The 24,783-nt window shown below is 38.9% G+C and carries 19 protein-coding genes and 3 pseudogenes; 17 read left to right on the top strand and 5 right to left on the bottom strand.

Going from position 1 to position 24,783, the window contains the following annotated elements; genetic code table 11:
• From SSAL8618_RS06480 to SSAL8618_RS06410, 15 genes and pseudogenes are all read left to right on the top strand, one after another.
• Nucleotides 1–2,088, top strand: coding sequence for a DUF262 domain-containing protein (locus SSAL8618_RS06480; RefSeq protein WP_038676253.1), 2,088 nt, complete (start codon nucleotides 1–3; stop codon nucleotides 2,086–2,088).
• Nucleotides 2,089–2,242: 154 nt separating this feature from the next.
• Complete coding sequence (locus tag SSAL8618_RS06475) at nucleotides 2,243–3,250, top strand: helix-turn-helix transcriptional regulator (protein ID WP_038676251.1); 1,008 nt, start codon at nucleotides 2,243–2,245, stop codon at nucleotides 3,248–3,250.
• A gap of 212 nt (nucleotides 3,251–3,462) precedes the next feature.
• A complete protein-coding gene (locus SSAL8618_RS06470; protein ID WP_038676249.1) occupies nucleotides 3,463–3,732 on the top strand; it encodes a hypothetical protein in 270 nt (89 codons plus the stop codon).
• A gap of 117 nt (nucleotides 3,733–3,849) precedes the next feature.
• On the top strand, nucleotides 3,850–4,089 hold the full coding sequence (locus SSAL8618_RS06465; protein ID WP_038676247.1) for a hypothetical protein: 240 nt from the start codon (nucleotides 3,850–3,852) through the stop codon (nucleotides 4,087–4,089).
• 355 nt (nucleotides 4,090–4,444) lie between these two features.
• Nucleotides 4,445–4,963, top strand: a complete 519-nt coding sequence (locus tag SSAL8618_RS06460; RefSeq protein ID WP_038676245.1) for a DUF3592 domain-containing protein — start codon at nucleotides 4,445–4,447, stop codon at nucleotides 4,961–4,963.
• Nucleotides 4,964–5,202: 239 nt separating this feature from the next.
• A complete protein-coding gene (locus SSAL8618_RS06455) occupies nucleotides 5,203–6,195 on the top strand; it encodes an ABC transporter ATP-binding protein (protein WP_038676243.1) in 993 nt (330 codons plus the stop codon).
• A gap of 1 nt (nucleotide 6,196) precedes the next feature.
• Nucleotides 6,197–7,015: an ABC transporter permease gene (locus tag SSAL8618_RS06450; protein ID WP_038676241.1), complete on the top strand. Its 819-nt coding sequence runs from the start codon at nucleotides 6,197–6,199 to the stop codon at nucleotides 7,013–7,015.
• A 1-nt stretch (nucleotide 7,016) separates the two neighbouring features.
• Nucleotides 7,017–7,802: an ABC transporter permease gene (locus SSAL8618_RS06445; RefSeq protein WP_038676239.1), complete on the top strand. Its 786-nt coding sequence runs from the start codon at nucleotides 7,017–7,019 to the stop codon at nucleotides 7,800–7,802.
• A gap of 38 nt (nucleotides 7,803–7,840) precedes the next feature.
• Nucleotides 7,841–8,302, top strand: a complete 462-nt coding sequence (locus SSAL8618_RS06440; RefSeq protein WP_038676237.1) for a GNAT family N-acetyltransferase — start codon at nucleotides 7,841–7,843, stop codon at nucleotides 8,300–8,302.
• A gap of 684 nt (nucleotides 8,303–8,986) precedes the next feature.
• A complete protein-coding gene (locus SSAL8618_RS06435; RefSeq protein ID WP_038676235.1) occupies nucleotides 8,987–10,231 on the top strand; it encodes a hypothetical protein in 1,245 nt (414 codons plus the stop codon).
• A 67-nt stretch (nucleotides 10,232–10,298) separates the two neighbouring features.
• Complete coding sequence (locus tag SSAL8618_RS06430; protein ID WP_038676233.1) at nucleotides 10,299–11,204, top strand: hypothetical protein; 906 nt, start codon at nucleotides 10,299–10,301, stop codon at nucleotides 11,202–11,204.
• Nucleotides 11,182–12,079: pseudogene (locus tag SSAL8618_RS11000) on the top strand (hypothetical protein). The gene SSAL8618_RS06430 and the pseudogene SSAL8618_RS11000 overlap by 23 nt, the downstream one beginning before the upstream one ends.
• A 195-nt stretch (nucleotides 12,080–12,274) precedes the next feature.
• Nucleotides 12,275–12,796 (top strand): RDD family protein, encoded by a 522-nt coding sequence (locus SSAL8618_RS06420; RefSeq protein WP_223896436.1) that lies wholly within the window; start codon nucleotides 12,275–12,277, stop codon nucleotides 12,794–12,796.
• A 123-nt stretch (nucleotides 12,797–12,919) separates the two neighbouring features.
• Entirely contained in the window at nucleotides 12,920–13,840 is a 921-nt protein-coding gene (locus SSAL8618_RS06415; RefSeq protein ID WP_038676230.1) for a DMT family transporter, read from the top strand.
• A 254-nt stretch (nucleotides 13,841–14,094) separates the two neighbouring features.
• A complete protein-coding gene (locus SSAL8618_RS06410) occupies nucleotides 14,095–17,994 on the top strand; it encodes a GH32 C-terminal domain-containing protein (RefSeq protein WP_038676228.1) in 3,900 nt (1,299 codons plus the stop codon).
• Between the two features lie 83 nt (nucleotides 17,995–18,077).
• Here the strand turns inward: SSAL8618_RS06410 and sdaAA are convergent, their stop codons facing one another.
• Together sdaAA and sdaAB are read right to left on the bottom strand one after the other, a co-directional pair.
• Entirely contained in the window at nucleotides 18,078–18,947 is an 870-nt protein-coding gene (gene sdaAA, locus SSAL8618_RS06405; protein WP_014634647.1) for an L-serine ammonia-lyase, iron-sulfur-dependent, subunit alpha, read from the bottom strand.
• 12 nt (nucleotides 18,948–18,959) lie between these two features.
• Nucleotides 18,960–19,631, bottom strand: a complete 672-nt coding sequence (gene sdaAB, locus SSAL8618_RS06400) for an L-serine ammonia-lyase, iron-sulfur-dependent subunit beta (protein ID WP_002885347.1) — start codon at nucleotides 19,629–19,631, stop codon at nucleotides 18,960–18,962.
• 277 nt (nucleotides 19,632–19,908) lie between these two features.
• Here sdaAB and SSAL8618_RS06395 point away from each other — a divergent pair, with 277 nt between their 5' ends.
• Together SSAL8618_RS06395 and uvrC are read left to right on the top strand one after the other, a co-directional pair.
• Nucleotides 19,909–20,604, top strand: a complete 696-nt coding sequence (locus tag SSAL8618_RS06395) for a YjjG family noncanonical pyrimidine nucleotidase (RefSeq protein ID WP_037600698.1) — start codon at nucleotides 19,909–19,911, stop codon at nucleotides 20,602–20,604.
• Between the two features lie 72 nt (nucleotides 20,605–20,676).
• Nucleotides 20,677–22,461 (top strand): excinuclease ABC subunit UvrC, encoded by a 1,785-nt coding sequence (gene uvrC, locus SSAL8618_RS06390; protein ID WP_038676225.1) that lies wholly within the window; start codon nucleotides 20,677–20,679, stop codon nucleotides 22,459–22,461.
• 47 nt (nucleotides 22,462–22,508) lie between these two features.
• On the opposite strand, the pseudogene SSAL8618_RS10995 reads toward uvrC, so the two are convergent.
• From SSAL8618_RS10995 to SSAL8618_RS06380, 3 genes and pseudogenes are all read right to left on the bottom strand, one after another.
• Nucleotides 22,509–22,607: pseudogene (locus tag SSAL8618_RS10995) on the bottom strand (IS30 family transposase); the annotation flags it as partial.
• A pseudogene (locus SSAL8618_RS10730) lies at nucleotides 22,605–23,003 on the bottom strand (transposase family protein); the annotation flags it as partial. The pseudogenes SSAL8618_RS10730 and SSAL8618_RS10995, both read right to left, overlap by 3 nt.
• 173 nt (nucleotides 23,004–23,176) lie before the next feature.
• Nucleotides 23,177–24,727: a BCCT family transporter gene (locus SSAL8618_RS06380; protein WP_002885312.1), complete on the bottom strand. Its 1,551-nt coding sequence runs from the start codon at nucleotides 24,725–24,727 to the stop codon at nucleotides 23,177–23,179.
• Between the last annotated feature and the right edge of the window lie 56 nt (nucleotides 24,728–24,783).

Here is a 24,783-nt window from a genome sequence, read left to right as displayed (position 1 = left end):
ATGCAAGAGATTAACGCAAAATATAACTTAAAATCATTGTTAGAAAATTATCGAGTCGTAATTCCGTTGATTCAGAGAGACTATGCACAAGGTAGAAAGGATAAAAGAACCACCGAAGTTCGAAAAGTATTACTCCAAGATATTAATACTGCCTTACTTGACAAAAATGTCGAACCACTCGATTTGAATTTTATTTATGGAAAATCAACTAATGGGAAGTTTATTCCATTAGATGGGCAACAACGTCTGACAACTTTATTCTTGGTTTATCTTTTTGCTTATAGAGATAATGATGAGTGTGACTTTTTGGGTAATTTCTCTTATAAAACTAGAAATTCTTCGACAAAATTTTTCGAGAGTCTAGTTGAGAATAGAAGAATTATTTTTACAAAAACAAAAAGTCCTTCCGAAATCATAAAAGATGAGCCGTGGTTTGCAGATTCATGGCAGTTAGATCCAACTGTACAAGGTGCTTTGAAAACACTAGATGATATTTCTGATTCTTTTGATTATGAGTTTGATTATGTTTCAGTTTTATCAGATGCTAATAACCAAAAACTTGTGTTCAATTTCCTCGATATAGATAAACTTGGTTCAGAAGATGAGCTCTATATCAAACTGAATTCTAGGGGGCGCCCGTTAACTGACTTTGAAAATTTCAAAGCAAGATTTATTGATAGAATAAAGAAAATAGATGGTCGTTTAGAAAGGGAATTTTCTCAAAATATTGATACGAAGTGGACTGATGTTATTTGGAATATTGATAAAAATGCCTTTGACACCAACTTTTTAAATTTATTTGAAATTGTACTTATCAATAATTTAGATAGCCTTGATTATTCTAAACGTGATAATTGGACTCTTGAAATCGACTTTGAAACTGTAGAAATTAGTCATGTAAAAATAATTATATCTGTTCTTGATTTCCTCTCTCAGAATAAAGTGACTGATGTTTCATCTATTTTAGAACGTTCAATAGTCAATAAATATCTGAAGGATAGGGTTTATTTTCATGTTATTTCAACATTCCTTGAACAGCACGGTGCTACATTAGATACTAGCTATAAAAACTGGTACCGTATCTTTAGGAACTTGATTAATAACTCAGTTATAGATTCTCAAGATTCATATGAACGGGCAATCAAGGGGATTAATGAACAAATCGAACATACTTCAGACCTGCTAGAATATCTAGCCGAGGGAAATAGAATTAATGGTTTCAGTATTGACCAAGTTGACGAAGAGATTGAAAAAGCTAAATTGATAACAGCGGATGATTCCTATAGAGAGATTATTGAAGTTGCTGAAAATCATCGCTATTTTGATGGTCAGATTCGAAGTTGCTTTTACTTCAAAGAGAATGATTTACCAAGCAGAAGGATTGATATTATTTCAACTTATTGGAATAAAATAGCAAAAATGTTTAGTGAAACAAAGCCTAAAGAAGGCCTATTAATGCGGGCAGCTTTGCTGGCTCTAGGAGACTATACAATGACTATACATAATAATTATAAAACGCTGTGTCAGGACAGTCCAAATGGGAATTCTGGGTCTGCACCAAGCCTCAAAAGTTTATTTTCATCTCGAAATGAGTATGTCAAAAAACTACTTGATGAACTTGATATTACCAAGCCACTAGAGGTTGAATATCGTCGTATTATTCAAGACAATATAAGTCATCTCCCCCCTCAGGAATGGCGTTATGCTTTCATTTCTTATTATGAAACCATGTTTAGTAAAATGGAATCTTCACAATATAGAATGAAATCTCCGTTCTGGCTTAATAGAGCAGAAGAGATGTTGTTAATTCCCAATAAGAGCTCTAGTGCCAGAAATTTTGATATTCATTTGATAGCACTAGAAGAAAAACTAAAGGAATTAGGAATACAATCTTATTATGAAAGAGAAAAAGGTATTGAAAGTACCAATAGGATACTTTATGTAAATGAAGTATATGAAGTCAGATTTCGAGGACATCATTTTAGCCTTAATTTAATAGGTGGCGAAGAAGCAGAGGAAGAACATTTTGATCCTAGGTTATCATTTTTGGAAATAGCACAATTATTGAAAAATAAAATACACTATTAATATCAAGAGGGCTAGTGAAATTCACACTGGCCTTTGTGTATTAAATCTCAATTTTTATTGTAAGCTAGTATAAAAAAGACTTGAGATAATTACGAATAGAATGAGGATAATGATATTATATTCTAGAAGTTATAATCAAGCATGAGGTCGATTAATGAAAGAAGAAAATAATTTGCAAGGGAAAACCAGTCGTCTCTTATATTTTATGTCTGAATTGGAAAAGGGGAATAAGGTTAATAAAACTGAGTACCTTAAACGTTTTAATATCGCCGAGCGAACCTTTAAAGATGATTTAAGGGAATTAAAGGAAAATCTAAAAATACTTAGAGATGACATGAAAATAAAGTATTCTCGACTTGCAGGAACCTATGAGGCAGAATATAACCATGGTTATGGTAACTTAAAGTACAACCAGGCTGTCATCTTGTCTAAGATTCTTTTAGAAAGTAGAGCACTACGTGTTGAGGAAGTTAGAGAAATCATTGATACCTTTGTAGAGAGAGCTGTTGATGATAGGGAACGTCAGCGTATTAGAAACTTTACGGAACGGGAACTAGAGGAGTATAAGGAATTATCGATTTACAGGGACAATAAGAGTAAATCAATCTTGCCTCATCTATCCGCTATTTTTGATGCTATTGAGAATCAGAAGCCTCTTTCTTTTAAGTATACGAAATACCAAGGTAAGGATGCCGATTATGATGTGTTACCGGTCTCGATTATGTTTAATGACCATTATTTTTATTGTATGGCATATAAAGTTGAAGAAAAGGATGGAAGATTAAAAATAGATACAAGGAGTCTGCGTAATTTTCGACTGGATCGTTTTAAAACTGTTCATCGTTCGAAGCATAATACAGAATTAATATTAAGTTCTGAGGAATTAACTCAAATTTTGTCAGATAGTGATGTTCGTTATCATACTTTCTTGATGTTTTCAGATACGGAAAAATTTCGGATTAGATTCAGATATGTTGGTCAGTTTTGGGAAGTACTTGAAGATGATATCCCTGCACTTAAAGTTATTGAGAAAGATACAAGGAGTACAGTTCCTAGGGTAATATATGAAATTGAAACCTATGGCAGAGATAGTTTTCAACGTTATATTGATCGATTTAATGGGGTGTTTACTATACTTGAACTAGAAAAAATAAATAAGTAAAATTGACACTTTTTTTTAAATAGCATTTCGCAAAAAAACAGAAGTACGTTTTATACGTACTTTTTTTTTTTATATTGTTTGAAAGTATAAAACAGATGGACAATGATATGTTTAAGGTACTTGTATTGTGTATTTCTGGTGGTAAAATATAGTTGTAAATAAATAATGCAAAACAAAAGTACAGCATTTATTACCAAAAGGAGGAAAGCAACATGTCTAAAATTAGAAAGATTATTTATAGAAACAAAATGAAACTAATGGAGAACAGACACTCAACAAAAGGTATTTACTGTCATGGAGCTAAAAAAAATAAAATAGTTTATGAGACTAATGCCAAAGCGCTTCGTGCGGTCATGTTGTGTGAGGATCAAACCATTCGTACTTATTATTGTCATTATTGTGCAGGATTTCATACAACCTCAAGACCTGAACATGATGAATTAGATGATTTGTATTTGTTTGCGAAAGCATATGTTTGCTAATGGTTAACACTGATAATGAACATAGACAGGGAAAACACATCTTTTTAGTGTGAAGTGTTGAAATACATTCAATAGTTGAGAACTAAGAAAATTTATTTTATAGGGAGAGTAATTATCATGAATCTTGTTGTATTATTTGCTATATTTTCAGTATTAAACTATTTGGTCGCAGGAATCTTTCTTTATATGAAATTAAGAGAAAATCGACGGCTTAAAGAGTCTGAAAAAGAAATCGAAAAGTTAAAAGCTCGAAGAAAGATATACATGGCCATTCTGGAGGATGACGAAGATGCATTGTTAGACATTATGAAGAATGACAAAGAGTTATTGTTAGATGTGATAAATGAATTTTATTAATTTTTCGATTTTTAGATGAAGACGTTCATCTTTTCCATAGCTTGGTAGTAAAGCTAAGTATTAAAACTTACAACTACTTGAAGCAATTGTGCAAAGGAATTTTTACCATGGTGTAAAGTTATGATTTATACTTACAGCACTCAAAAAAGGAATTATTTCCAATACATTTTAGAGTTTCTATCTTTAAGTCACCCTATGGTGGCTTTTTTGTGGCTTATAATCTATCTAAACATTCACAAGCAAGCAAAGTCCAGACATGGTAGAATGGAGTGAGTCGTGCTTATTCCAGTGAGCAAAATACAAAGACTAATGTGGGAGAATCAAATGGGAAAAATCATCTTTGAGGAGGAAAATCATGTCTAAGTTGCAGATTCTATTTTGGGCTTGGTCCATAGGCTTCGTCGTTTTGTCATTTACAATATTTCTTTTTCGCTATTTGTATCTCAAAGAACTTAATCGTAAAAAGAGGTCTACAGAGAGCATAAAAGGTAGCGTAGTTGGCTATAGATACTATACTGATGCCATTGCTCCGATTGTAGAGTATGTCGTCAATGGTAAAGCTTTTAGAAGAAGTCTGGAGTATGAGTGGGTCACGACAGTTTCACTTCCTTGGAAGAGTTCCAAAGCCACCTCTAATCCAGACTTGTTGGCTAAAAGACTTGTTCTATACACCAATTCATCAGTGCCATATACCGCCAAGGATTTTTTTCCTTTGGGATCACCCCTGACAGTTTGGTACAATCCAAATAATCCCAAAGAATCCTATGTCGAACGTTTTTGTGGAGCTGTGAAAGTTTATAAATTGACTTATTGGCTATTGGTTTTGACGCTTGTTATCATCACGATTATTTGTTTGACTATGGCAATCCGATAAATGCTTTATATCATACATTCTGAGTCTGTCTTTTTAGACAGATTTTTTTGTTTTTTCAAGTATCAAAACTATTTTCTCTTTTGCGAGAATAACACTTGGTTTCCTTTTTTAACTGCTTTATAATAGAGTAATACTGAGGCCTTCTGCTGTGATAAAGAAAGCAGATTTTAGGAGATGAGAAATTGGCTTTTTGTGTTTAAAGGACACGGTTTGTTGATTTTTTACTGTAGGAGATAGATATGGCAATGATAGAAGTGGAACATCTTCAGAAAAATTTTGTGAAGACAGTCAAGGAACCGGGGTTGAAGGGATCTTTGCGTTCCTTTATTCATCCTGAAAAGCAGACCTTTGAAGCGGTCAAGGATTTGACCTTTGAGGTGCCCAAGGGACAGATTCTAGGTTTTATCGGGGCAAATGGTGCTGGGAAGTCGACTACCATTAAAATGCTGACAGGAATTTTAAAACCGACATCTGGTTTTTGTCGGATTAATGGCAAGATTCCACAGGATAATCGCCAGGATTATGTCAAGGATATTGGAGTCGTTTTCGGACAACGCACCCAGCTATGGTGGGATTTGGCCCTGCAAGAGACCTACACGGTTTTGAAAGAGATCTATGATGTACCGGACTCGCTTTTCCATAAGCGCATGGACTTTTTGAATGAAGTTTTGGATTTGAAGGACTTTATCAAGGATCCTGTGCGGACTCTTTCACTAGGTCAACGGATGCGGGCGGACATTGCGGCTTCCTTACTTCACAATCCCAAGGTTCTCTTTTTAGATGAGCCGACTATTGGTTTGGATGTGTCGGTCAAGGATAACATTCGTCGGGCTATCACTCAGATCAATCAGGAGGAAGAGACCACTATTCTCTTGACCACTCACGACCTGAGTGATATTGAGCAACTCTGTGATCGGATTCTTATGATTGATAAGGGGCAAGAGATTTTTGATGGAACGGTGAGCCAGCTCAAGGAAACCTTTGGCAAGATGAAGACTCTCTCCTTCGATCTGATACCAGGTCAAAGTCATTTAGTCTCTCATTATGAAGGCTTGCCTGATATGACCATTGATAGGCAAGGAAATAGCCTGACTATTGAATTCGATAGTTCTCGCTACCAGTCAGCTGATATTATCAAGCAAACTCTGTCTGATTTTGAAGTCCGTGATTTGAAGATGGTGGATACGGATATTGAGGATATTATCCGTCGCTTCTACCGAAAGGAGCTCTAAGATGGTCAAATTGTGGAGACGGTACAAACCCTTTATCAATGCAGGGATTCAGGAGTTGATTACCTATCGTGTCAACTTTATTCTCTATCGGATTGGAGATGTCATGGGGGCTTTTGTGGCCTTTTATCTCTGGAAGGCAGTCTTTGATTCGTCACAGGAGCCTTTGATTCAGGGCTTCAGCATGGCAGACATCACCCTCTACATCATCATGAGTTTTGTGACCAATCTTTTGACCAGATCTGATAGCTCCTTTATGATTGGGGAAGAGGTCAAGGATGGTTCCATTATCATGCGTTTGTTGCGACCAGTGCATTTTGCGGCCTCTTATCTCTTTACCGAACTTGGTTCCAAGTGGTTGATTTTTATCACTGTTGGACTGCCATTTTTAAGTGTCATAGTTATGATGAAAATCCTGTCTGGAAAAGGCATTGTAGAAGTGCTGGGATTGTTGGTTATATATCTCATTAGCTTAACGCTCGCCTATCTGATTAACTTTTTCTTTAATATCTGCTTTGGATTTTCAGCCTTTGTGTTTAAAAATCTTTGGGGTTCCAATCTACTCAAGACTTCAATAGTGGCTTTTATGTCTGGAAGTTTGATTCCCTTGGCTTTCTTTCCAAAGGTGGTTTCAGCTATTCTCTCCTTCTTGCCTTTTTCATCCTTGATTTATACTCCGGTTATGATCATTGTTGGGAAATACGATGCCAGTCAGATTCTTCAAGCGCTTTTGCTCCAGTTCTTCTGGCTTATAGTGATGGTGGGCTTGTCTCAGTTGATTTGGAAACGAGTCCAGTCATTTATCACTATTCAAGGAGGTTAGTATGAAAAAATTTCAACGCATGCATCTGATTTTCATCAGACAATACATCAAGCAAATCATGGAATACAAGGTGGATTTTGTAGTAGGTGTCTTGGGAGTTTTTCTGACTCAAGGGCTGAACCTCTTGTTTCTCAATGTTATCTTTCAACACATCCCATCCCTAGAAGGTTGGACCTTTCAAGAAATTGCCTTTATCTATGGATTTTCCTTGATTCCCAAGGGCTTGGACCATCTCTTTTTTGACAACCTCTGGGCTTTAGGTCAACGACTAGTTCGAAAAGGGGAGTTTGACAAGTATCTGACTCGTCCTATCAATCCTCTCTTTCATATCCTCGTTGAGACCTTTCAGATTGATGCCTTGGGCGAACTTTTGGTCGGTTGCATTCTATTGGGAACAACAGTGTCAAGCATTGCTTGGACGCTTCCCAAATTCCTACTTTTTCTAGTTTGTATTCCTTTTGCGACCTTGATTTATACTTCCTTGAAAATTGCGACAGCCAGCATCGCATTTTGGACCAAGCAGTCAGGCGCCATGATTTACATTTTCTATATGTTCAACGATTTTGCCAAATATCCTATTTCTATTTACAATTCGCTCCTTCGTTGGTTGATCAGTTTTATCGTGCCTTTCGCCTTTACGGCTTATTATCCAGCTAACTATTTCTTGCAGGGTAAGAATGGGCTCTTTAACATCGGTGGTTTGATTCTGATTTCCCTTGTCTTCTTTTTCATTTCCCTCAAACTCTGGGATAGGGGTTTGGATGCCTACGAAAGTGCTGGCTCGTAAGGGGGAAAGTAAAACTAAAATCAAGAAAGGAACTTATGATGTTTACAATTGAAGAAGTCAAGGATGAAGATCAAAAAATGGCAGTTGTCGCTGAGGTTTTAAAGGATTTGCCAGAATGGTTTGGGATACCAGAAAGCACGCAAGCCTACATCGAAGGAGCCAAGGACTTGCAAGTTTGGGCCGCCTTTCAGGAGAGTGATTTGCTTGGCTTTGTGAGCTTGTCCTATTCTAGTGAAGAGTGTGGAGAGATTGATTGTCTCGGCGTAAAAAAAGCTTATCAAGGTAGAGGAATTGGGAGTCAATTGCTTGCTACTTTAGAAAGTGAAGCACGCAAAAACGTTGATTATCTACAAGTGAAAACAGTAGCAGAAGGCTCTAATAAAGATTATGATCGAACAAATGTCTTTTATCGCAGTGTTGGTTTTAAAAGATTAGAGATTTTTCCTCAACTATGGAATCCCCAAAATCCTTGTCAGATTTTGATAAAGAAAATCGTTTAAAACTTGCTAACAAAAAATTGAGAGTGCTATACTATAAAAGTGTTAGCCAATTTAGCTCAGTTGGTAGAGAAGGCACTCGTATCGCCTAGGTCAGGAGATTTTGATGTTGTCATAAAGGATGCTAGAGAAACAATCAGTCAGACAGAACTACCGTAGAAATATAAGAACTTTTTTGAAAGTTATCTTATTCGTTCGATCGTGCTGACGGATCCTAATTTCTCCAGAGAAGAGCTAGAAGCTCAGTTAAATGGATTGACCATCACAGACTCTACACTAGCTGAGAAAACTAAAAAGGTCTGTCTAGATCTTTATGATTTAACCAATCGAATAGAGATTAATTGGAAGTGCCTGAAAAAACTGTACTGATTCCTAAAAGTTAGATTTTTTCTGTCTAACTTTAGGGCTATCGTTCTTATATCTTATTTTAGGTAGTTTTTTACTATTATTTCTAAGTTTTGTGATGTGGTACTTATTTATTATTTTGGCATTATCAGGGCAATTTAAGAAAACCAAATATTTGAAAATCTTGGAGAAGGAAGAGAAACCCTACTAAGCTATTTTTATTGAAGTATTCACCCCTTTGGGTGTTTTCTTTTTCAGCTTATCGGTGAACTTGCGAATGCTAAATAATCAGATATAATGAAAAGTAAGTCTATTTCAAAAATGAATATAGGAGATAAATTGATGGATTATAAGAGGATTTGGAAAAAATATACCCTTATTTTACGTATCACTACTGTATTACTTATTATTTTGTTATTTTTCCTTAGATGGCTCTTTTTAGAAAATTCCACTATACAGTTGATCGCTTTAGTAAGCGTCGTTGGTCTAGTCCTTATATTAAAAAATTACTTAAATAGCTTACTTGTAGGGGAAACTCAAAAGATCCTTAAAGGAACGATGGGTTTGGATTTCTGGTATGATTCGATTCAACGGTATGGTAAGTCTCGTCGTAAAAAGAATCAGATCAATGCTAGGATTGCATCTATTACCTATGCTTACATGATTGGCGACTTCCCATCGGTCATCAGCCAAGCAGAGGAATTACAATTTGCAGGTATTAGGAAGCCTTACCTTGATTTTCTATGGTTTATTTCCCTGAAAGCATCCTTACTTTCTGGAAAAATAATCAGCAAAGATGACCTCTTAAAATCACTCCATTATCTAAACTTTAAAGACGAGAAAGCAAAAGAAGTCGAACAGAGGGAATTTCTTGCTATGTACGATATCCTTGTGGAGAGGAAACCAAATGATTTCTTTAATCAAGCAACTGCTCCACAAGCCTTTGAACGACTTGAACTTCAGTATTTTAAAGCCTTAAATGAGCTAATAAAAGGAAATAAGACTCAATCCCAAAACTTGTTTGAAGAGATTGCACAAGAAGATGAGCGCCTGTACTTTGTACGAATGGCAAGACAGTGGTTGGGCAATAAAGGTGAAGGAGTTACCAAAAATTTAGAACAGGGGTTAGAGAAAATCGAGCCTCTAACTGTCGATTTGCCAAGTCTAGAACTTGAGACACCTAAAAAGAACAAGAAAAAATGGTTATGGTTGCTCTTGATTATACCAGCTCTAATGCTTCTGGGGATTATTAATACCACTATTGATGAGGAAAAATCAGATGATGGTATTTACTATCTCATCGTTAAAAATCGATCAACAAAAACAGCTACAATTGATAAAAATTTTTGGATAAAAATAGACGGTGAGCAGATTACTCTAAAGGATGTGGAGGGAGAGCATACCTATCACTATGACTCCCAAAACAATGAATTCACCAAAGATTCGAAGACTTACACTTCTATGTTACATAACGGTAGCCTACTTCTTGTAAGTGATGGTTCAGAGAATGAACAAGCAGAGTATGTCAGCCCTGAAAGTAGTTGGTATTCAGGTTATGAGCAGGGAAAAGTCAAAATAGAGAAATAGCTTAAACCGGAAGGACAGGCAAATAGAAGGCTTGAGTATAGTAATAGAGCGGAGTGACAGATAATAAATGAAAAAATCAATTTTTAAGGCAAGTTTTGAAGAGAGTTTAAATTTATTAGACGATGCTTCGCTTCAGTATATAAAAAAAGACTATTACGAAAAACTTGGAAAAGGCTTAAATAATGGAAAGCCAAGTATTGGTTTTAGAATAAAAAGTATTCTCTACAGTGTTTTGTTTGTTTTTGGAGGGAACTTTCTCCTTGCCTTATTTGCCTCTTCTTTGGATGTTGCAGAGCCTAAGGATTTAACTCTGCCAGTTCATAAGCCGTCCCTGTTGACCCCTGAATTATTCCTTATTTGTTGTTTTATTTGGCTATCACTCGTTCTTATTGGAAAATTTGTGCGAAAACCATTTCTTCGACCATACAGATATCGCTTTCATATCGAGACCTTTTTATTTTGGTTCTGTCTTGAATTCAATCTCTTGGGAATAACTATAGCCCTCCCGACCCTAACCTCATTAGGAATTTGGTTCATTTACATTCTCTTGTTTATCATTGCCCTAATATTTCTCCGTATGGAGAAAAGAAGTTTAAGCTCTTGTTTTTTCGGTGAAGAGGCGAGAAAAACTCTTGTTGATAGAATAGCAGGCCTAATCGCCACCTATGGTTCTGGAGTTCTAGGTCTTGCTGTAATCATCAAAATAATCCTGTCGCATTCGGGAGTAGCAGTTTCACAAAGCTTGACCTTGTTAGGCTTGTTTTTGACATGGCTAATCATAGATATTGGATTTTTGGCGATGGTTATCTTCATGGAGTTTCCTTTCTTTTTAGAAGGTTACTACAAATGGAAATACCCTGAAGAATACCGAGACTGGGAAGGAAAATCACTGGAAGATTGGTATGGCAAGCGGTATGTGAAAAAACACAAGGAGTTGTTGAAAGCTAAAAATGAAGAAAAAATCAATCTTTAGTGCAAATTTTGAAGAGAGTTTAAATCTATTAGATGATAGTGTCTCAGGAAAATTTGCACAGGATAACTATCAGGATGCTTTAAAAAAAAGAAAAATATAGAGGGACCTTGAAGTCGTATATTTGGTTAGTAATCTTGACAATCTTATTTATAATGGGTCCCAATTGGTTGATTGTAGCTTTAAATAATTATTTATTTTATCATGCTAATCCTAAAGATTTAACAGTAGGCTTGTCCGAAATCAATTTTCTTCCATACTCGGTATTTTGGATGGGGCTAGCAATATGGATTTCGTTGATTATATTAGGAAAGCGATTCAACCAACAGTTCATTTTAATCTATAGAGGACAGTTTCATTTTATGGTTTCCTTTATAATATGGCTTCTAATTGAGTTAAATCTTCTACTATTAAATTTACTTTAAGGTCTAGTTGGATATTTGGGAATGGCCGCTTTTGAAGGACTGATTCTTTTTTCAATCATTTACCTGATTCGTGATAAGACTACCTCATTGCTTAAGTTATTATATGGTGGTACTGAAATAGAGAGTCCAACTGATAGATTGTTTAATAGAGTATTTAGATTTATTGTCAAGTATGGTGGAATAGTCGTAGCACTCTGGATAATTTTTCGTACGATATTTTCGGATTCAATAAGAAATGCAGATAGTTTGGTTGGAGGATTAAGCGTTCTATTTTTATTCTTAATGTTCAATATATTGATTGCTGCCTTTGAAATTTACTTCATGTTCCCCTACATGTTACAGGGCTACTACAAATGGAAATATCCAGAAGAATACCGGGACTGGGAAGGCAAGTCAGCAGAAGAATGGTATGGGAAGAAGTATCTGAAGAAGCATAAGGGGATGTTTAAGTGAAAACCTAAACTAGGGAAGTCATTATGATGACCTCCTTTTTTTTATTGCTCCAAATACTGTACAATAGAGTCATTACAGGTGTTTACAATTATGAAACAATCTCAATTTGCGAGCTCAATAGCCAGCAGATTTTCTTCTCAAATATTATTTAGAATATTAAAAATGTTATAATAGGAGATGAGAAAGGGGGAGACGATGATGAAAATTATAGCAATAAACCCTATTCCGTTTAAAAAAAGAATGATTGAATTTCTCTTTGATTATCTTTTCATTCTAGCTTATTTAGTTCTTCTGTTTTTAAGTTCGATGCTTATTTATATCATCTTTTTTAATGGTGTCCCAGAGTTTACAGAAATTCAGTCGCAGTGGCTTGTATTTTTCACCTCTGTTTTGCCAATCACGCTCCTTTTCACATTCTTGGATTATAAAAATGATGGCAGTTTTGGGAAGGTAAAAGCGGGACTTGAACTGGTCTACCAGAAAAAAACAGTGCAGGCTAGCTTGATTAGAAATGTCATCAAATTTTTACCTTGGCAACTCGGTCATATGGGCACGATTCATGGCTTATATAGTGATTTTGATGTGGTATCCATTATCCTTTCTAATTCGGCGACTCTACTTGCAGTTTTGCTACTGGCAATGACGATATTTAGGAAAGATAAGAGGCATCTAGGAGACCTACTAGCCCGTACACAAGTACAGCTAAGAGGTGACTAAGATACAGGTTGCTTACTTGATTCTTAAGGAAACTGTATACGATTAAAGGAAGTCATTATGATGACCTCCTTTTTTTATTGCTCTAAATACTGTACAATAGAATAATTACAGGAGTTTACAATTATGAAACAATCTCAATTTGCGAGGGCGCTTTGGTATGGTATTCTTGGTGCCCTCTTTTTTGCTTTTACTTTTATTTTTAATCGTAGTATGAACCTTTCAGGTGGGTCCTGGATGTGGAGTGCTAGTCTACGTTACTTGTTTAGTTTGCCTATGCTGGCTGTTTTGGTCTGGCGTAAGGGTGAGCTGGCAGGTGTATTGTCTGCCATTAAGAAAGCCCCCTTGACCTGGTTGGTCTGGAGTACGGTTGGTTTTGGGCTTTTTTATGGGCCACTGTCTCTAGCGTCCATTTATGGCGAGTCATGGTTTGTGGCGGCTACTTGGCAGATTACGATTCTAGCTGGTCTGCTCTTGACCCCTCTCTTTGGGCATAAGGTACCTGGTAAGCAACTGCTTATGACATTGGTCATCCTTTTAGGTATTATTCTCATCCAGATTCCTTACTTTGGTAGTGGTCTTGGTAGCGGTGTGGTCCGTGCTAGTCTCTTGATTTTACTGGCTGCTTTTGCCTATCCTTTGGGCAATCGTAAGATGATGGTCCACTGCAAGCAGGATCAGCTTTCAACGACGCAGCGCGTGTTTGGGATGACCTTGATGAGTACGCCTTTTTGGTTGCTTTTGTCAGTTTTTGCTGTAGCAGATGCTGGGCTTCCATCAGGTGGACAGATTTTACAGTCTTTAATTGTGGCTGTCTTTTCTGGGGTTGTCGCAACCTTGCTTTTCTTCGAGGCGACTAATCTAGTTAAGCATAACCATAAGCAACTGGCAGTGGTTGAAGCCACTCAGGCTGGTGAAGTTCTCTTTACCCTCTTGGGTGGTTGCCTCTTCCTCGGAGATAGTCTACCTAGCCTTTTGGGATTCTTTGGGATTGCTATTGTAACCATTGGTATTATTGGAAATAGCCTGCTAACAGGCTCAGATTAAACATAAGTAAGGGACTTTCGAATGGCAAATTCGGAAGTTTTTCATTTATATGAAAAATATTACAGAAAAAGATGGTATTTTTAGATTATAGTGATATAATGATATTAAAAGTAAGCGTTTACCGTTTTAATGTAAATCCTAGAGATATTTCCGGAAACTTTGATAGGCTTATTAATAAAGGCAAATGTATTGACTTTGAATTTTCATGAAAAATGAGTTAACATTTAATGTTACTCTAAAGAAGGAGAAGAGTCATGAATGATACTGTTTGTAAAAATTGGTTTATGCGTAAAAGTGGGAAAGCTTGGGTCTATGGCTGTGCCTTGGTAAGCTTTGCAGGTTTGGCCCTGGCTGGTCCTGTCTATGCGGACCAAGTGGAACAGGCAACTGTGAGCCCAACACCTCAAGAAGTGGTAGCTCAAACTGACCATCAAGTTGCCCCTCAAGCGGAGCTTGCTCCTAGCACGACCAAGGAAGTCCCCCAAGTGGTAGAGCCGAGCCCGTCTCTTGTTTCCGAATCTGCTCAAACAGCTCAAGAGAATCCCACTCAGCCTAGCCCTGACCAGTCAAAAGAAGTACAAACACAGGCTAGCGAGGCTGAGAAAGTGACTAACCAAACGCAAGAAGCCGATTTGAATCAGACCAATCAAGAACAATCTCCAGTTGTAACGAATAGCACCAGTCCTGTTCATGTGACAGCGGAAAAAACGGATTTGCCTAATAATGAAGCGGTTACCAATCTAGAAGGGATGACCGCAGACCAAAATGGTCACTGGGAAATGCAGGCTGACGGTATTCATTCAGAAGCTAAAGACAAGGGAGACTCTTTCCTTTATTCTCAATCCGAGGGCAAGAATTTTATCTATTCAACAGATGTGACCTTCAAGGAAGCTGGTGGTGCTGCTGCCCTCATTTTCCGTGGTAACAATGATAGTAGCGATAAAAATATGTACGGGGTCAACGTAGACTCTGGTAACCATAAGGTTAAGTTTTGGCGTTGGGTCAATAATCATGATATTCAACTTGTAGATGAAAAAGATGTAACACCAACTGCCGATGAAACCTACAATCTTAGAGTAGTTGCGGCTAATCAGTGGCTTTCTTACTATGTCAATGATGTGCTTGTCGCAAGTACAGGCGACGCTGTTCTTCAAAAAAGTGATAAGGGTCAACCTCAAGTCCTTCCAGAAGGTTACTTTGGACTTCTTAATTGGAATGCCAATGTCATTTTCAAAAACACCCGCTATGTTAATCTTGATGATGCCAGTCTTCCTTTGATTGACAATCTTGTTGTGACCTCAAAAACAGGATCTGTTGAAAAACAAGCCCAATTCTTCTCTGAAGAACCACTCCATATCCAATATGTGGGACACAATGCAGAGACAGTAGGCTTTGACATCACTAAGCATAATCCAAATGCTGTTATCAAGGTAGAAGATGCCAAGGGAAATGTTTACACAGATATTTCACAATTGCCAGTGGCTGTAGGTGCCAATTACTTTATTATTGAAAGTAGTATGACTGATTCACTAGGCCGTCCTGTGACCTTGACTTATCGTGTTAATATCCACCGCAGACAGAGTGATGATGTGTATTACAACGAGCTTTATCGTGATCAGTATCATTATTCTGTCAAGGATGGCTGGGCTAATGACCCTAATGGTTTGGTTTTCTACAAGGGACGTTACCATCTCTTCTATCAATTTTACGATGATACCAAATGGGGGCCAATGCACTGGGCCCATGCGACAAGCCGAGACTTGCTACATTGGGATGAAGAGCCGATAGCCTTCTATCCAGATGCGACAGGTCACATGTTCTCAGGCTCTGTCGTGGTTGATAGTACCAATAGTTCAGGCCTCTTCAAATCTCCGGAAGGTGGCCTGGTAGCTATTATCACTTCAAATGGTAATGGGCAACGGATTGAAATTGCCTATAGTGAGGACGAGGGTAGAACTTGGCAAAAATATGACAAGGTAGTTGCCGACTGGTCTCAGGACCCCCTTCAAAACCAAGATTTCCGTGACCCTAAGGTCTTCCGCTGGGATAACCAATGGTTTATGGTCCTTGCAGGTGGTCCACTTCGCATTTATTCTTCACCAGACTTGAAGAACTGGCAAGTGGAAACAACCTACAAGGATTTGCATACGGAATGTCCTGACCTTTATCCGATTGTAGCCAATGATGGCGCACTCAAGTGGGTCCTCTCACGTGGCGGTCGTTCTTACAAGGTTGGTGATTTTAAACAAGTGGATGGCAAGTGGGCCTTTGTAGCTGATGATGTTTACCAAGACCATGACGAAACCATGAATTTTGGTAAGGATTCCTATGCTGCTATGACTTATTATGTTCATGATTTTGGAACAGCTGACCATCCAAACATCCCACAATTGACTGAAATTAACTGGATGAACACTTGGGAAGATTATTGCAATCTGGTTGCAGATACTGTAGGTCAAAAATTTAATGGTACCTTTAACCTTAACCTTGACCTTGGTTTGGTTAAATCAGGCGATCGTTACCTTTTAACCCAAACCCCTGTTAAGGCCTATGAAAGCCTTCGTGACACAGACAACGCTCAGTATTTTGAAAATGTCATAGTAGCTTCTGATAATGAATTGCTTAAAGATTTCAAAGGTGACACGTATGAAGTGGTTTCTCACTTTGTACCAGGCAAGGACACGACAGCAGTTGGATTTAACCTTCGCGTCGGTGATGGTCAAGCTACTAAGGTCATTTACGATTTAACTAAGGAAACTTTGTCTATTGACCGTAGCCAATCTGGTACTATCCTTTCAGATGCTTTTGCTAAGGTTAATAGTCAACAAGTGACTCGCAATGAAGATGGTTCAATTGATTTGCATCTTTATGTGGACCGTGCGAGTGTGGAAGTCTTTGCTAAGGGGAATACGGTAGCTGGTGCTAATCAGATTTTCCCAAGCCCAAGAGCCGTTGGAGCGAGCGTCTTGGTTGAAGGTGGTCCAGCCAAAGCAAATATTGCTATCTACCCAATTAAGAGTACTTGGACTGACAAGAAGGAAGTCACTAAGGCTGTTGCCATGAACACCACAGTTGCAGGTCATTTGGCTCTTGAAGTTGGTCAAAGTAAGGATTTGCAAGTTTACCTCGCACCAGCTTCTGAAGAGCAGGATGTGACATGGACAGTAAGTGATCCAAGTTTGGTGTCCTATACTGAACATGACAATAAACTTTCTCTCAAAGCCCTTCACAAGGGTCATCTCACTGTCACAGCAACTTCAGTTGAAAACCCATCATTGACCAAGACCTTTAATATTGACATTACGCTCAATAATTTTGCGACCAACCTTAAAGGCTTGAAAGCTGTCACTGGTGATTGGTATATTGATGACGATACCCTTTACGATAGCAATGTTAGTGCCAATGACTTCTTCATGGCCTATGAAAGTAATGGCTTCAAGCAATTTGACTATGATATCGATGTCAAATACCAACATGGCTTGGTCAACCTCTTTGTAGCTGCGGAACGTGAAGAACCAGGTCGTGCCTACTCTGTCCAATTTGCTGATAACGATACTGTTCGTCTCTTCCGTTTTGGTGGTGAAACCATCGCTGAAGCTCACTTGGATAAGGCTATCAATGACGGCCAGTACCACCACGTCAAGGTTGAGAAAGGCGTAGACACCATGACAGTCTATGTCGATGGCAAGGAAGTGCTTCATCATCAATTTGATGCTGTGGATAATTACTTCAATCAAGCCCATGTAGGTGTTGGTCTTTGGGATGGCTCAGTAGAATTCCAAAACTTCTTCGTTACTGAAAAAATGACAAACACAAGCAGTGACACTACTGACGAACCAATTAAACCTGATCCTCAGCTAGAACCTAGTCCAGAGCCAAATCCGGAAAATAAACCGGTTGAACCTGAGCTTGCTCCAGAGCCTGAACCAACTGGGCAAAATAATGGTCACGATAGTACAAACACAGTGCCAGATCCATCTCAGGATAATACTGGTAAGAAAGAAGAAAGTAACACTCCAGTGGAAATACCTAAGACTGTCGCCTCACTTGTTGAGAACCTCCTCAAAAAATTCAACGCATTTAGTCTCTCAACCTTCCTTGCAAGTATTGCCAAAGAAACATGGCACTTTTTGACAAAATGGCTATTCAGCTAAAATCAAAACGTTGAAAAGGCTATGTAAGAAGAAAAAAACTTAGAAGTATGAGTGCTTCTAAGTTTTTTTGTTTCTACTAAAAATTATCCAAAAATTTCTTTTGCGAGTGCTTTTCCTTTCGGAGTTGCTGCTAAGCCACCTTCAGCAGTTTCACGGAAGGCAGTTGGCATAGCTGAACCAACCTGATACATAGCATCAACGACCTGGTCGACTGGAATGGCTGATGTGATGCCTGCCAAGGCCATGTCCGCAGCTACTAGGGCAAAGCTTGCCCCCATAGCATTACGTTTGACACATGGGACCTCAACCAATCCGGCTACAGGGTCGCAAATGAGTCCCAACATATTCTTAAGCACAAAGCAGATGGCCTGGCTGGCTTGGAAAGGTGTTCCACCAGCAGCCATTGTAATAGCGGCAGCAGCCATAGCAGAGGCGGAACCGACTTCAGCTTGGCAGCCTCCCTCGGCACCAGATATCGAGGCATTATTTGCGATGACTAAGCCAAATGCACCAGCAGTAAAGAGAAAATCCAATTGTTGTGATTCGGTTAAGCCCAGTTTTTCGATAGCAGTTGTAAGAACAGCAGGTAGACAACCAGCTGATCCAGCAGTTGGTGTGGCACAAACCAAGCCCATCTTGGCGTTAGATTCATTGACTGCCATGGCATTTCTAGCAGCACCTAAGACGGCAGAATCAGCCAAGGTCTTTCCATTTTTGATATAGGCATCCAGTTTGGCAGCGTCTCCCCCGGTTAAGCCAGTTGGTGATTTCTCAGGAGACAAACCAGCCTGAACAGACTCCTTCATCACTTCAAGATTTCGAGCCATCAGAGCTAGGATTTCAGGACGTTCCCGTCCAGTTAGCTCTGTCTCTGTAGCAATCATGAGTTCGGCGATATTACCTTGGTAATCTCGGTCAGCTTGTTGAACTAATTCTTCAATAGTGTAAAACATGCAATCCCCCTCTTAGCTGAAAAAGTTGACATTATGTAGATGAGGAATTCTAGCGATTTCAGTGACGGCCTCATCACACTGGTGCGAGTCAATTTCGATAATCATAATGGCCTTTTCACCGGCGTTTTCCCGAGTAACAGTCATTTGGGCGATATTGATGCCATAACGCGACAAAATATCTGTGACAAGGGCAATCATTCCTGGAACGTCTTGGTGGACAATGATGAGAGTCGGTGTATTCATCTTGAGATTGACCGCAAAACCATTGAGTTCAGTTACTTGGATATTTCCTCCACCGATAGAAACGCCTGTGGCAGAAATGGTTTTTGTAGCATTTTTTAAGGTGATACGAGTCGTATTGGGGTGTGGCGCATTACTATCCTTGTTAATTTTCCAGTAGACCTTAATGCCTTTTTCGTATGCGATATCCAGAGCGCGTGGGATGTCAGGGTCGTCCGTTTCCATACCTAAAATACCAGCCACTAGAGCCACATCTGTCCCGTGACCTCGATAGGTTTTGGCAAAGGAATTAAAAAGTTGAAATTCTACCTCAGTCGGTGTCTCACCAAAGATGGCAGAAACAATCTTGCCAATACGAACAGCTCCTGCAGTATGACTAGAGGAAGGCCCGACCATGACAGGTCCGATGATGTCAAAAACGGATTGAAATTTTAAATTTTTCATAACACGCCTCGTTTGATTAATCTTGTATTTTCAGTATACCACGAATTAAAGAGATTCGCTGTTTAAGTAAAAATCTATAGAATCAAAAAAAAATAACCTACTTTAAGCTTTCTTTAAGCTTCAATGGATATAATAGCAGTCTATTAAGTAAGCAATACTTATTTTTCATAAATCTGAGAGGGTGGCCTGTGGGTCGCCCTTTTGTGTTTCTTTAATTATATGTAGCTGGATTGTGGTAAAATAGAGCCTAAAGATTTCCAGTTAGAAAGGATATACCATGACCTACACGCATTTACTTTTCGACCTTGACCACACCCTCCTAGATTTTGACCGTGCTGAAGATTTGGCTTTGACCTACCTTCTTGAAGGGGCTGGGGTGGCTTCACGAGATCTTAAAGTTTACAAGGATCACTATATCCCCATGAATCGTTCCATGTGGGAAGATCTCAATCATGGTTTAATCACTAAGCCGGAATTGCTTCGCACTCGCTTTTCTCGTCTTTTTGAGCATTTTGGACAGGAGGTTGATGGCAGTCACTTAGCTGGCCGTTACCAGCATTTCTTGAGCCAACAGGGGCAGGAGTTGCCTCAGGCCCATGCTTTCTTATCGAACGTTAAAAATCGCGGTCACAAGATTTATGCAGCAACTAATGGTGTTAGCTACATCCAACGTGGTCGTCTGCAAGCCTCAAGCATCTTGCCTTTCTTCGACGATATTTTCATTTCAGATGAAGTGGGTGCCCACAAACCGTCTACGGACTTTTTTGAAAAAATTGCGGATCAGGTGAATGACTTTCATCCCGATTCGGCCCTCATGATTGGTGATAGTCTAACTGCTGATATTCAAGGTGGTAATAATGCAGGAATTGACAGCATTTGGTTTAATCCAAAAGGTTTGGTTAATGAGACTCCAGCTGTTCCAACCTATCAAGTCAAAAACTACCAAGAAATTTTGACGATTTTGAGCAAATAGACCTCTTTTCAAATTGTATTTACCCATGACTATTAAGAGCTTTTCAGCTCTTTTTTTTGCTACAATGAAAGCATGAATAATCTGATTAAACATAAGCTGGAATTGCTCCCAAACAACCCGGGGTGCTATCTCCACAAGGACAAATTCGGCAATATTATCTATGTCGGTAAGGCTAAAAATCTAAAAAATCGTGTGCGTAGCTATTTTCGTGGAAGTCATGATACTAAGACGGAGCTTTTGGTATCTGAGATTGCAGACTTTGAATTTATCGTAACCGAGTCCAATATTGAGGCCCTGCTTTTGGAAATTAATCTTATCCAAGAGAATATGCCTAAATTCAACATCCGCCTCAAGGATGACAAGTCTTATCCATTTATCAAGATTACTAAGGAGCTCTATCCAAGGCTCTTGATTACCCGCCAGGTTAAGAAGGATGGCGGTCTCTATTTTGGTCCTTACCCAGACTCTGGTGCGGCCAATGAAATCAAGAAGCTTTTGGACCGTATTTTCCCCTTTAAGAAATGTAAAAATCCGGCCAATAAGGTCTGTTTCTATTACCATATTGGCCAATGTAATGCCCACACCATCTGTCACACCACTGAGGACTATTGGCAAGGTTTGGTTGAAGATGTCAAGAATTTCCTAAACGGTCATGATGATAAAATCGTTAATCAGCTTAAGGCCAAGATGAAGGATATGTCTGACCAGATGGAGTTTGAGCGTGCTGCGGAGTATCGCGATTTGATTGAGGCGGTTTCGACGCTTAGGACCAAGCAAAGGGTTATCCGTCAAGACATGCAGGACCGTGATATCTTCGGTTACTACGTGGATAAGGGGTGGATGTGTGTTCAGGTTTTCTTTGTTCGCCAAGGGAAACTCATTCAGCGTGATGTCAATATGTTCCCTTATTATAATGATGCTGAGGAAGATTTCCTAACCTATATGGGTCAGTTTTATCTGGATAGTCGTCATCTCAAGCCTAAGGAGATTTTCATTCCAGGAGACATTGATCAAGAGTCTGTTGAGGCTCTAGTTGGAGATGAGGTCAAGGTCTTTAAACCTCAACGTGGAGAGAAGAAGCAGTTGGTTAATCTGGCGACGAAAAATGCCCGCGTCAGTTTGACCCAAAAATTTGATCTCCTCGAAAAAGACTTGGCTAAGACCCAAGGAGCTATTGAAAATCTAGGCAAACTCATGGGGATTCCGACACCGGTCCGTATCGAGTCTTTCGATAACTCTAATATCATGGGAACTAGCCCTGTCTCTGCCATGGTTGTCTTTGAAAATGGTAAACCTAATAAAAAAGAGTACCGCAAATACAAGATTAAGACTGTTGAAGGCCCTGACGATTATGCCAGTATGCGTGAGGTCATTCGTCGTCGCTATAGTCGTGTCAAACGTGATGGTCTAACGCCACCAGACCTCATTATCATGGATGGTGGTCAAGGTCAGGTCAATGTAGCCAAGGATGTGCTTCGCAAGGAACTCAATCTATCTATCCCAGTTGCAGGTCTTCAGAAAAATGACAAGCACCAAACCAATGAATTGCTTTTTGGAGATCCTTTGCGAGTCATTGATTTGCCACGTCAATCCGAGGAATTTTTCCTCCTTCACCGTATTCAGGATGAAGTACACCGCTTTGCCATCACCTTCCATCGTCAAGTCCGTAGTAAGAATAGTTTCAGTTCTAAACTTGATGGCGTGGAGGGGTTAGGACCTAAGCGCAAACAAAAACTCCTCAAATACTTCAAGTCTATGACAGCTATCCAAAAAGCTACTGTTGAGGATATCCATGCCCTTGGCATTCCAGAAAAAGTAGCAGAGGCTCTGTTAGATAAATTAAATGATAACAATTAAAGAAACGTAATGAATTAAGTTCATTTTTTGTTACCTAAATTGTCAAATTAAGTTAGACTTTTCAAGTAACTCAGAAAAACTTGGTAGGGAGATTGATAATTCAATGATTTCCTAGGAATTCTATTTCTTTTATCAGCTATAGCTGTGGACGTCGACACACGAAGTCTTCTGGCAATATCTGTTAGTGACACCTTTTCAGTAAGGAGCTATGCAACTTTTTGCCGGACTAGATTGGAGATTTGGCAGTTTTTCTCAACGATTGATGTCTTAGCTACCGTGACTCTCCTACAACTTTTACACTGGAAACGACGCTTTTTAAGACGTAATAGTGTAGGTGTTCCAACTTGTTCAAGGAGAGGAATTTTAGAAGGCTTTTGAAAGTCATATTTGATCATTTTTCCTTGGCAGTCAGGACATGATGGTGCAGTATAATCAAGTGTTGCTTGAACCTCAATGTAGGTATCTTTTTCAAAAACAAGAGAAATAATGATATTTGGGTCTTTAATTCCGATTAATTCTGTGGTATTCTTAATAAGTCTCATAAGTTCTTCCTAATGATGGTTTGGTTGCTTTTCATTATAGTTCTTATGGGACTTTTTGTCTGCATTCAAAAAGCTCTATAATCTCTACAGTGGTTTTACCCACTACAGAAATTATAGAGCCGCCTAACATAGATGGCTTTTTCTGTCTAGCTTAATTTTACAAATTGGGTTATTTATTCTTCATAAGATTTGAAGGGTTGATCTTTTTTAGGGTATCGTGTCGGTGTGATTGACAGTCCCATCTTGTCTTTTTCGTGTAGCAATTCAATGACTAGGGAAACCATAATCAGTACCATGATGAGTGAAAATGGAAAGGCTACGATAATCAGCGTATTTTGCAAGGCTACTAAGCCCCCTGAAAGAAGTAAGACGATGGCAATAGTCGCAAGGAGTACGCCCCAGAAGATTTTAAGGTTATTCTTTGGTTTGAGATTCCCATCATCAGAGAGCATAGCTAGCACATAGGTCGCAGAGTCTGCTGACGTGATAAAGAAGGTAATGATCAGGATGATGGCAACAACGGAGGCAATAAAACCAAATGGCAGTTGACTGAAGGTTGCAAACAAGGTCTGCTCACTTGGAAACTGTGTTAAATCTACATTTCCAAGTGATTGAACATGCGTTGAAAGTGTTCCAAAGGTAGAAAACCATAAAAAGCTTAATACAGTCGGTGCTAATAAGACGATGGATAGAAATTGTCTGATACTACGTCCTTTAGAAATTCTGGCAATAAAAACTCCCACGAATGGTGACCAAGAAATCCACCAAGCCCAATAGAAAATCGTCCAAGTATTGATCCAGTCACGATTGTATTGACCAAAGGAACCAGCACTGAAACTCATACGGAAGAAATTGGAAATATACAGTCCGATACTATCGGTCAAGGTATTAAAAATCTGGACTGTGGGACCGATGATTATGGTGATGGCGAGTAGTCCAACCGCTAAAATAAGATTGGTGTTTGATAAGATTTTTACCCCTTTTCCAAGACCAGAAAGGGCTGAAATGGTAAAGAGGATGGTTGTGATAATTATGATAATAACTTGCACAAGGGCATTGTTTGGAATACCAAAGAGGTAGTTGAGTCCCCCATTGATTTGGGCTGCCCCAAAACCAAGAGTGGTTGCCACCCCGATAACAGTAGCGACCACTGTAATCGTATCTACAATCTTACCAAGGCTACCGTTTGTTTTTTTACCAAACAAGGGCTTTAAGGTAACCGATAAAAGATATTTCTCTTTTTTTCGGAAACCAAAGTAGGCGAGGGCCAGGGCGATTAAAGCATATATTGCCCAGGCATGGATGCCCCAGTGAAAGAAAGTGTAACGGAAAGCATCGGCTAAGGCTTCCTGCGACCCTGGGGTAGCTCGTACCGTTGAAATGGCATAATGGGATAAGGGCTCTGCGGCACCGTAGAAGACAAGGCCGATTCCCATTCCAGCAGAAAATATCATGGCAATCCAAGAGATAGTAGAGTGTTCAGGCACCGAATTGGGTTCCCCCAGTTTGATTTGCCCAACGGGACTAACCAGGAAAAAGCCACAAAGTAGAACGATTGACGTGACCAGTAATAAGTAAAACCAGCCAAGTTTATCTGAAATAACTTCCCTTAGTTGTTCTGACCAAACTTGGTAGCCGTCAGGCATAACAATACCAAGAAGGACCAGGATAGCCAGTAGCACAAAAGAGGTTTTTAAGACCGGCGTTAAATTTTTAGTTGACATAAAATCTCCTTTCATTCTCTACCATTATATCAAAAATGATAATAACTTAAAAATGA

It is taken from the genome of Streptococcus salivarius, from assembly GCF_000785515.1.
In the GTDB taxonomy this organism is placed as follows: Bacteria; Bacillota; Bacilli; order Lactobacillales; family Streptococcaceae; genus Streptococcus; species Streptococcus salivarius.
Note: the sequence above shows the minus strand (reverse complement) of the source record. Positions and strands in the feature narration are given on the sequence as shown.

Bases quoted from the DNA above. Each gene is read 5' to 3' on its own strand.
- SSAL8618_RS06480 (WP_038676253.1), top strand. From the start codon at position 1: ATGCAAGAGATTAACGCAAAATATAACTTAAAATCATTGTTAGAAAAT.
- SSAL8618_RS06475 (WP_038676251.1), top strand. From the start codon at position 2,243: ATGAAAGAAGAAAATAATTTGCAAGGGAAAACCAGTCGTCTCTTATAT.
- SSAL8618_RS06470 (WP_038676249.1), top strand. From the start codon at position 3,463: ATGTCTAAAATTAGAAAGATTATTTATAGAAACAAAATGAAACTAATG.
- SSAL8618_RS06465 (WP_038676247.1), top strand. From the start codon at position 3,850: ATGAATCTTGTTGTATTATTTGCTATATTTTCAGTATTAAACTATTTG.
- SSAL8618_RS06460 (WP_038676245.1), top strand. From the start codon at position 4,445: ATGTCTAAGTTGCAGATTCTATTTTGGGCTTGGTCCATAGGCTTCGTC.
- SSAL8618_RS06455 (WP_038676243.1), top strand. From the start codon at position 5,203: ATGGCAATGATAGAAGTGGAACATCTTCAGAAAAATTTTGTGAAGACA.
- SSAL8618_RS06450 (WP_038676241.1), top strand. From the start codon at position 6,197: ATGGTCAAATTGTGGAGACGGTACAAACCCTTTATCAATGCAGGGATT.
- SSAL8618_RS06445 (WP_038676239.1), top strand. From the start codon at position 7,017: ATGAAAAAATTTCAACGCATGCATCTGATTTTCATCAGACAATACATC.
- SSAL8618_RS06440 (WP_038676237.1), top strand. From the start codon at position 7,841: ATGTTTACAATTGAAGAAGTCAAGGATGAAGATCAAAAAATGGCAGTT.
- SSAL8618_RS06435 (WP_038676235.1), top strand. From the start codon at position 8,987: ATGGATTATAAGAGGATTTGGAAAAAATATACCCTTATTTTACGTATC.
- SSAL8618_RS06430 (WP_038676233.1), top strand. From the start codon at position 10,299: ATGAAAAAATCAATTTTTAAGGCAAGTTTTGAAGAGAGTTTAAATTTA.
- SSAL8618_RS06420 (WP_223896436.1), top strand. From the start codon at position 12,275: ATGATGAAAATTATAGCAATAAACCCTATTCCGTTTAAAAAAAGAATG.
- SSAL8618_RS06415 (WP_038676230.1), top strand. From the start codon at position 12,920: ATGAAACAATCTCAATTTGCGAGGGCGCTTTGGTATGGTATTCTTGGT.
- SSAL8618_RS06410 (WP_038676228.1), top strand. From the start codon at position 14,095: ATGAATGATACTGTTTGTAAAAATTGGTTTATGCGTAAAAGTGGGAAA.
- sdaAA (WP_014634647.1), bottom strand. From the start codon at position 18,947: ATGTTTTACACTATTGAAGAATTAGTTCAACAAGCTGACCGAGATTAC.
- sdaAB (WP_002885347.1), bottom strand. From the start codon at position 19,631: ATGAAAAATTTAAAATTTCAATCCGTTTTTGACATCATCGGACCTGTC.
- SSAL8618_RS06395 (WP_037600698.1), top strand. From the start codon at position 19,909: ATGACCTACACGCATTTACTTTTCGACCTTGACCACACCCTCCTAGAT.
- uvrC (WP_038676225.1), top strand. From the start codon at position 20,677: ATGAATAATCTGATTAAACATAAGCTGGAATTGCTCCCAAACAACCCG.
- SSAL8618_RS06380 (WP_002885312.1), bottom strand. From the start codon at position 24,727: ATGTCAACTAAAAATTTAACGCCGGTCTTAAAAACCTCTTTTGTGCTA.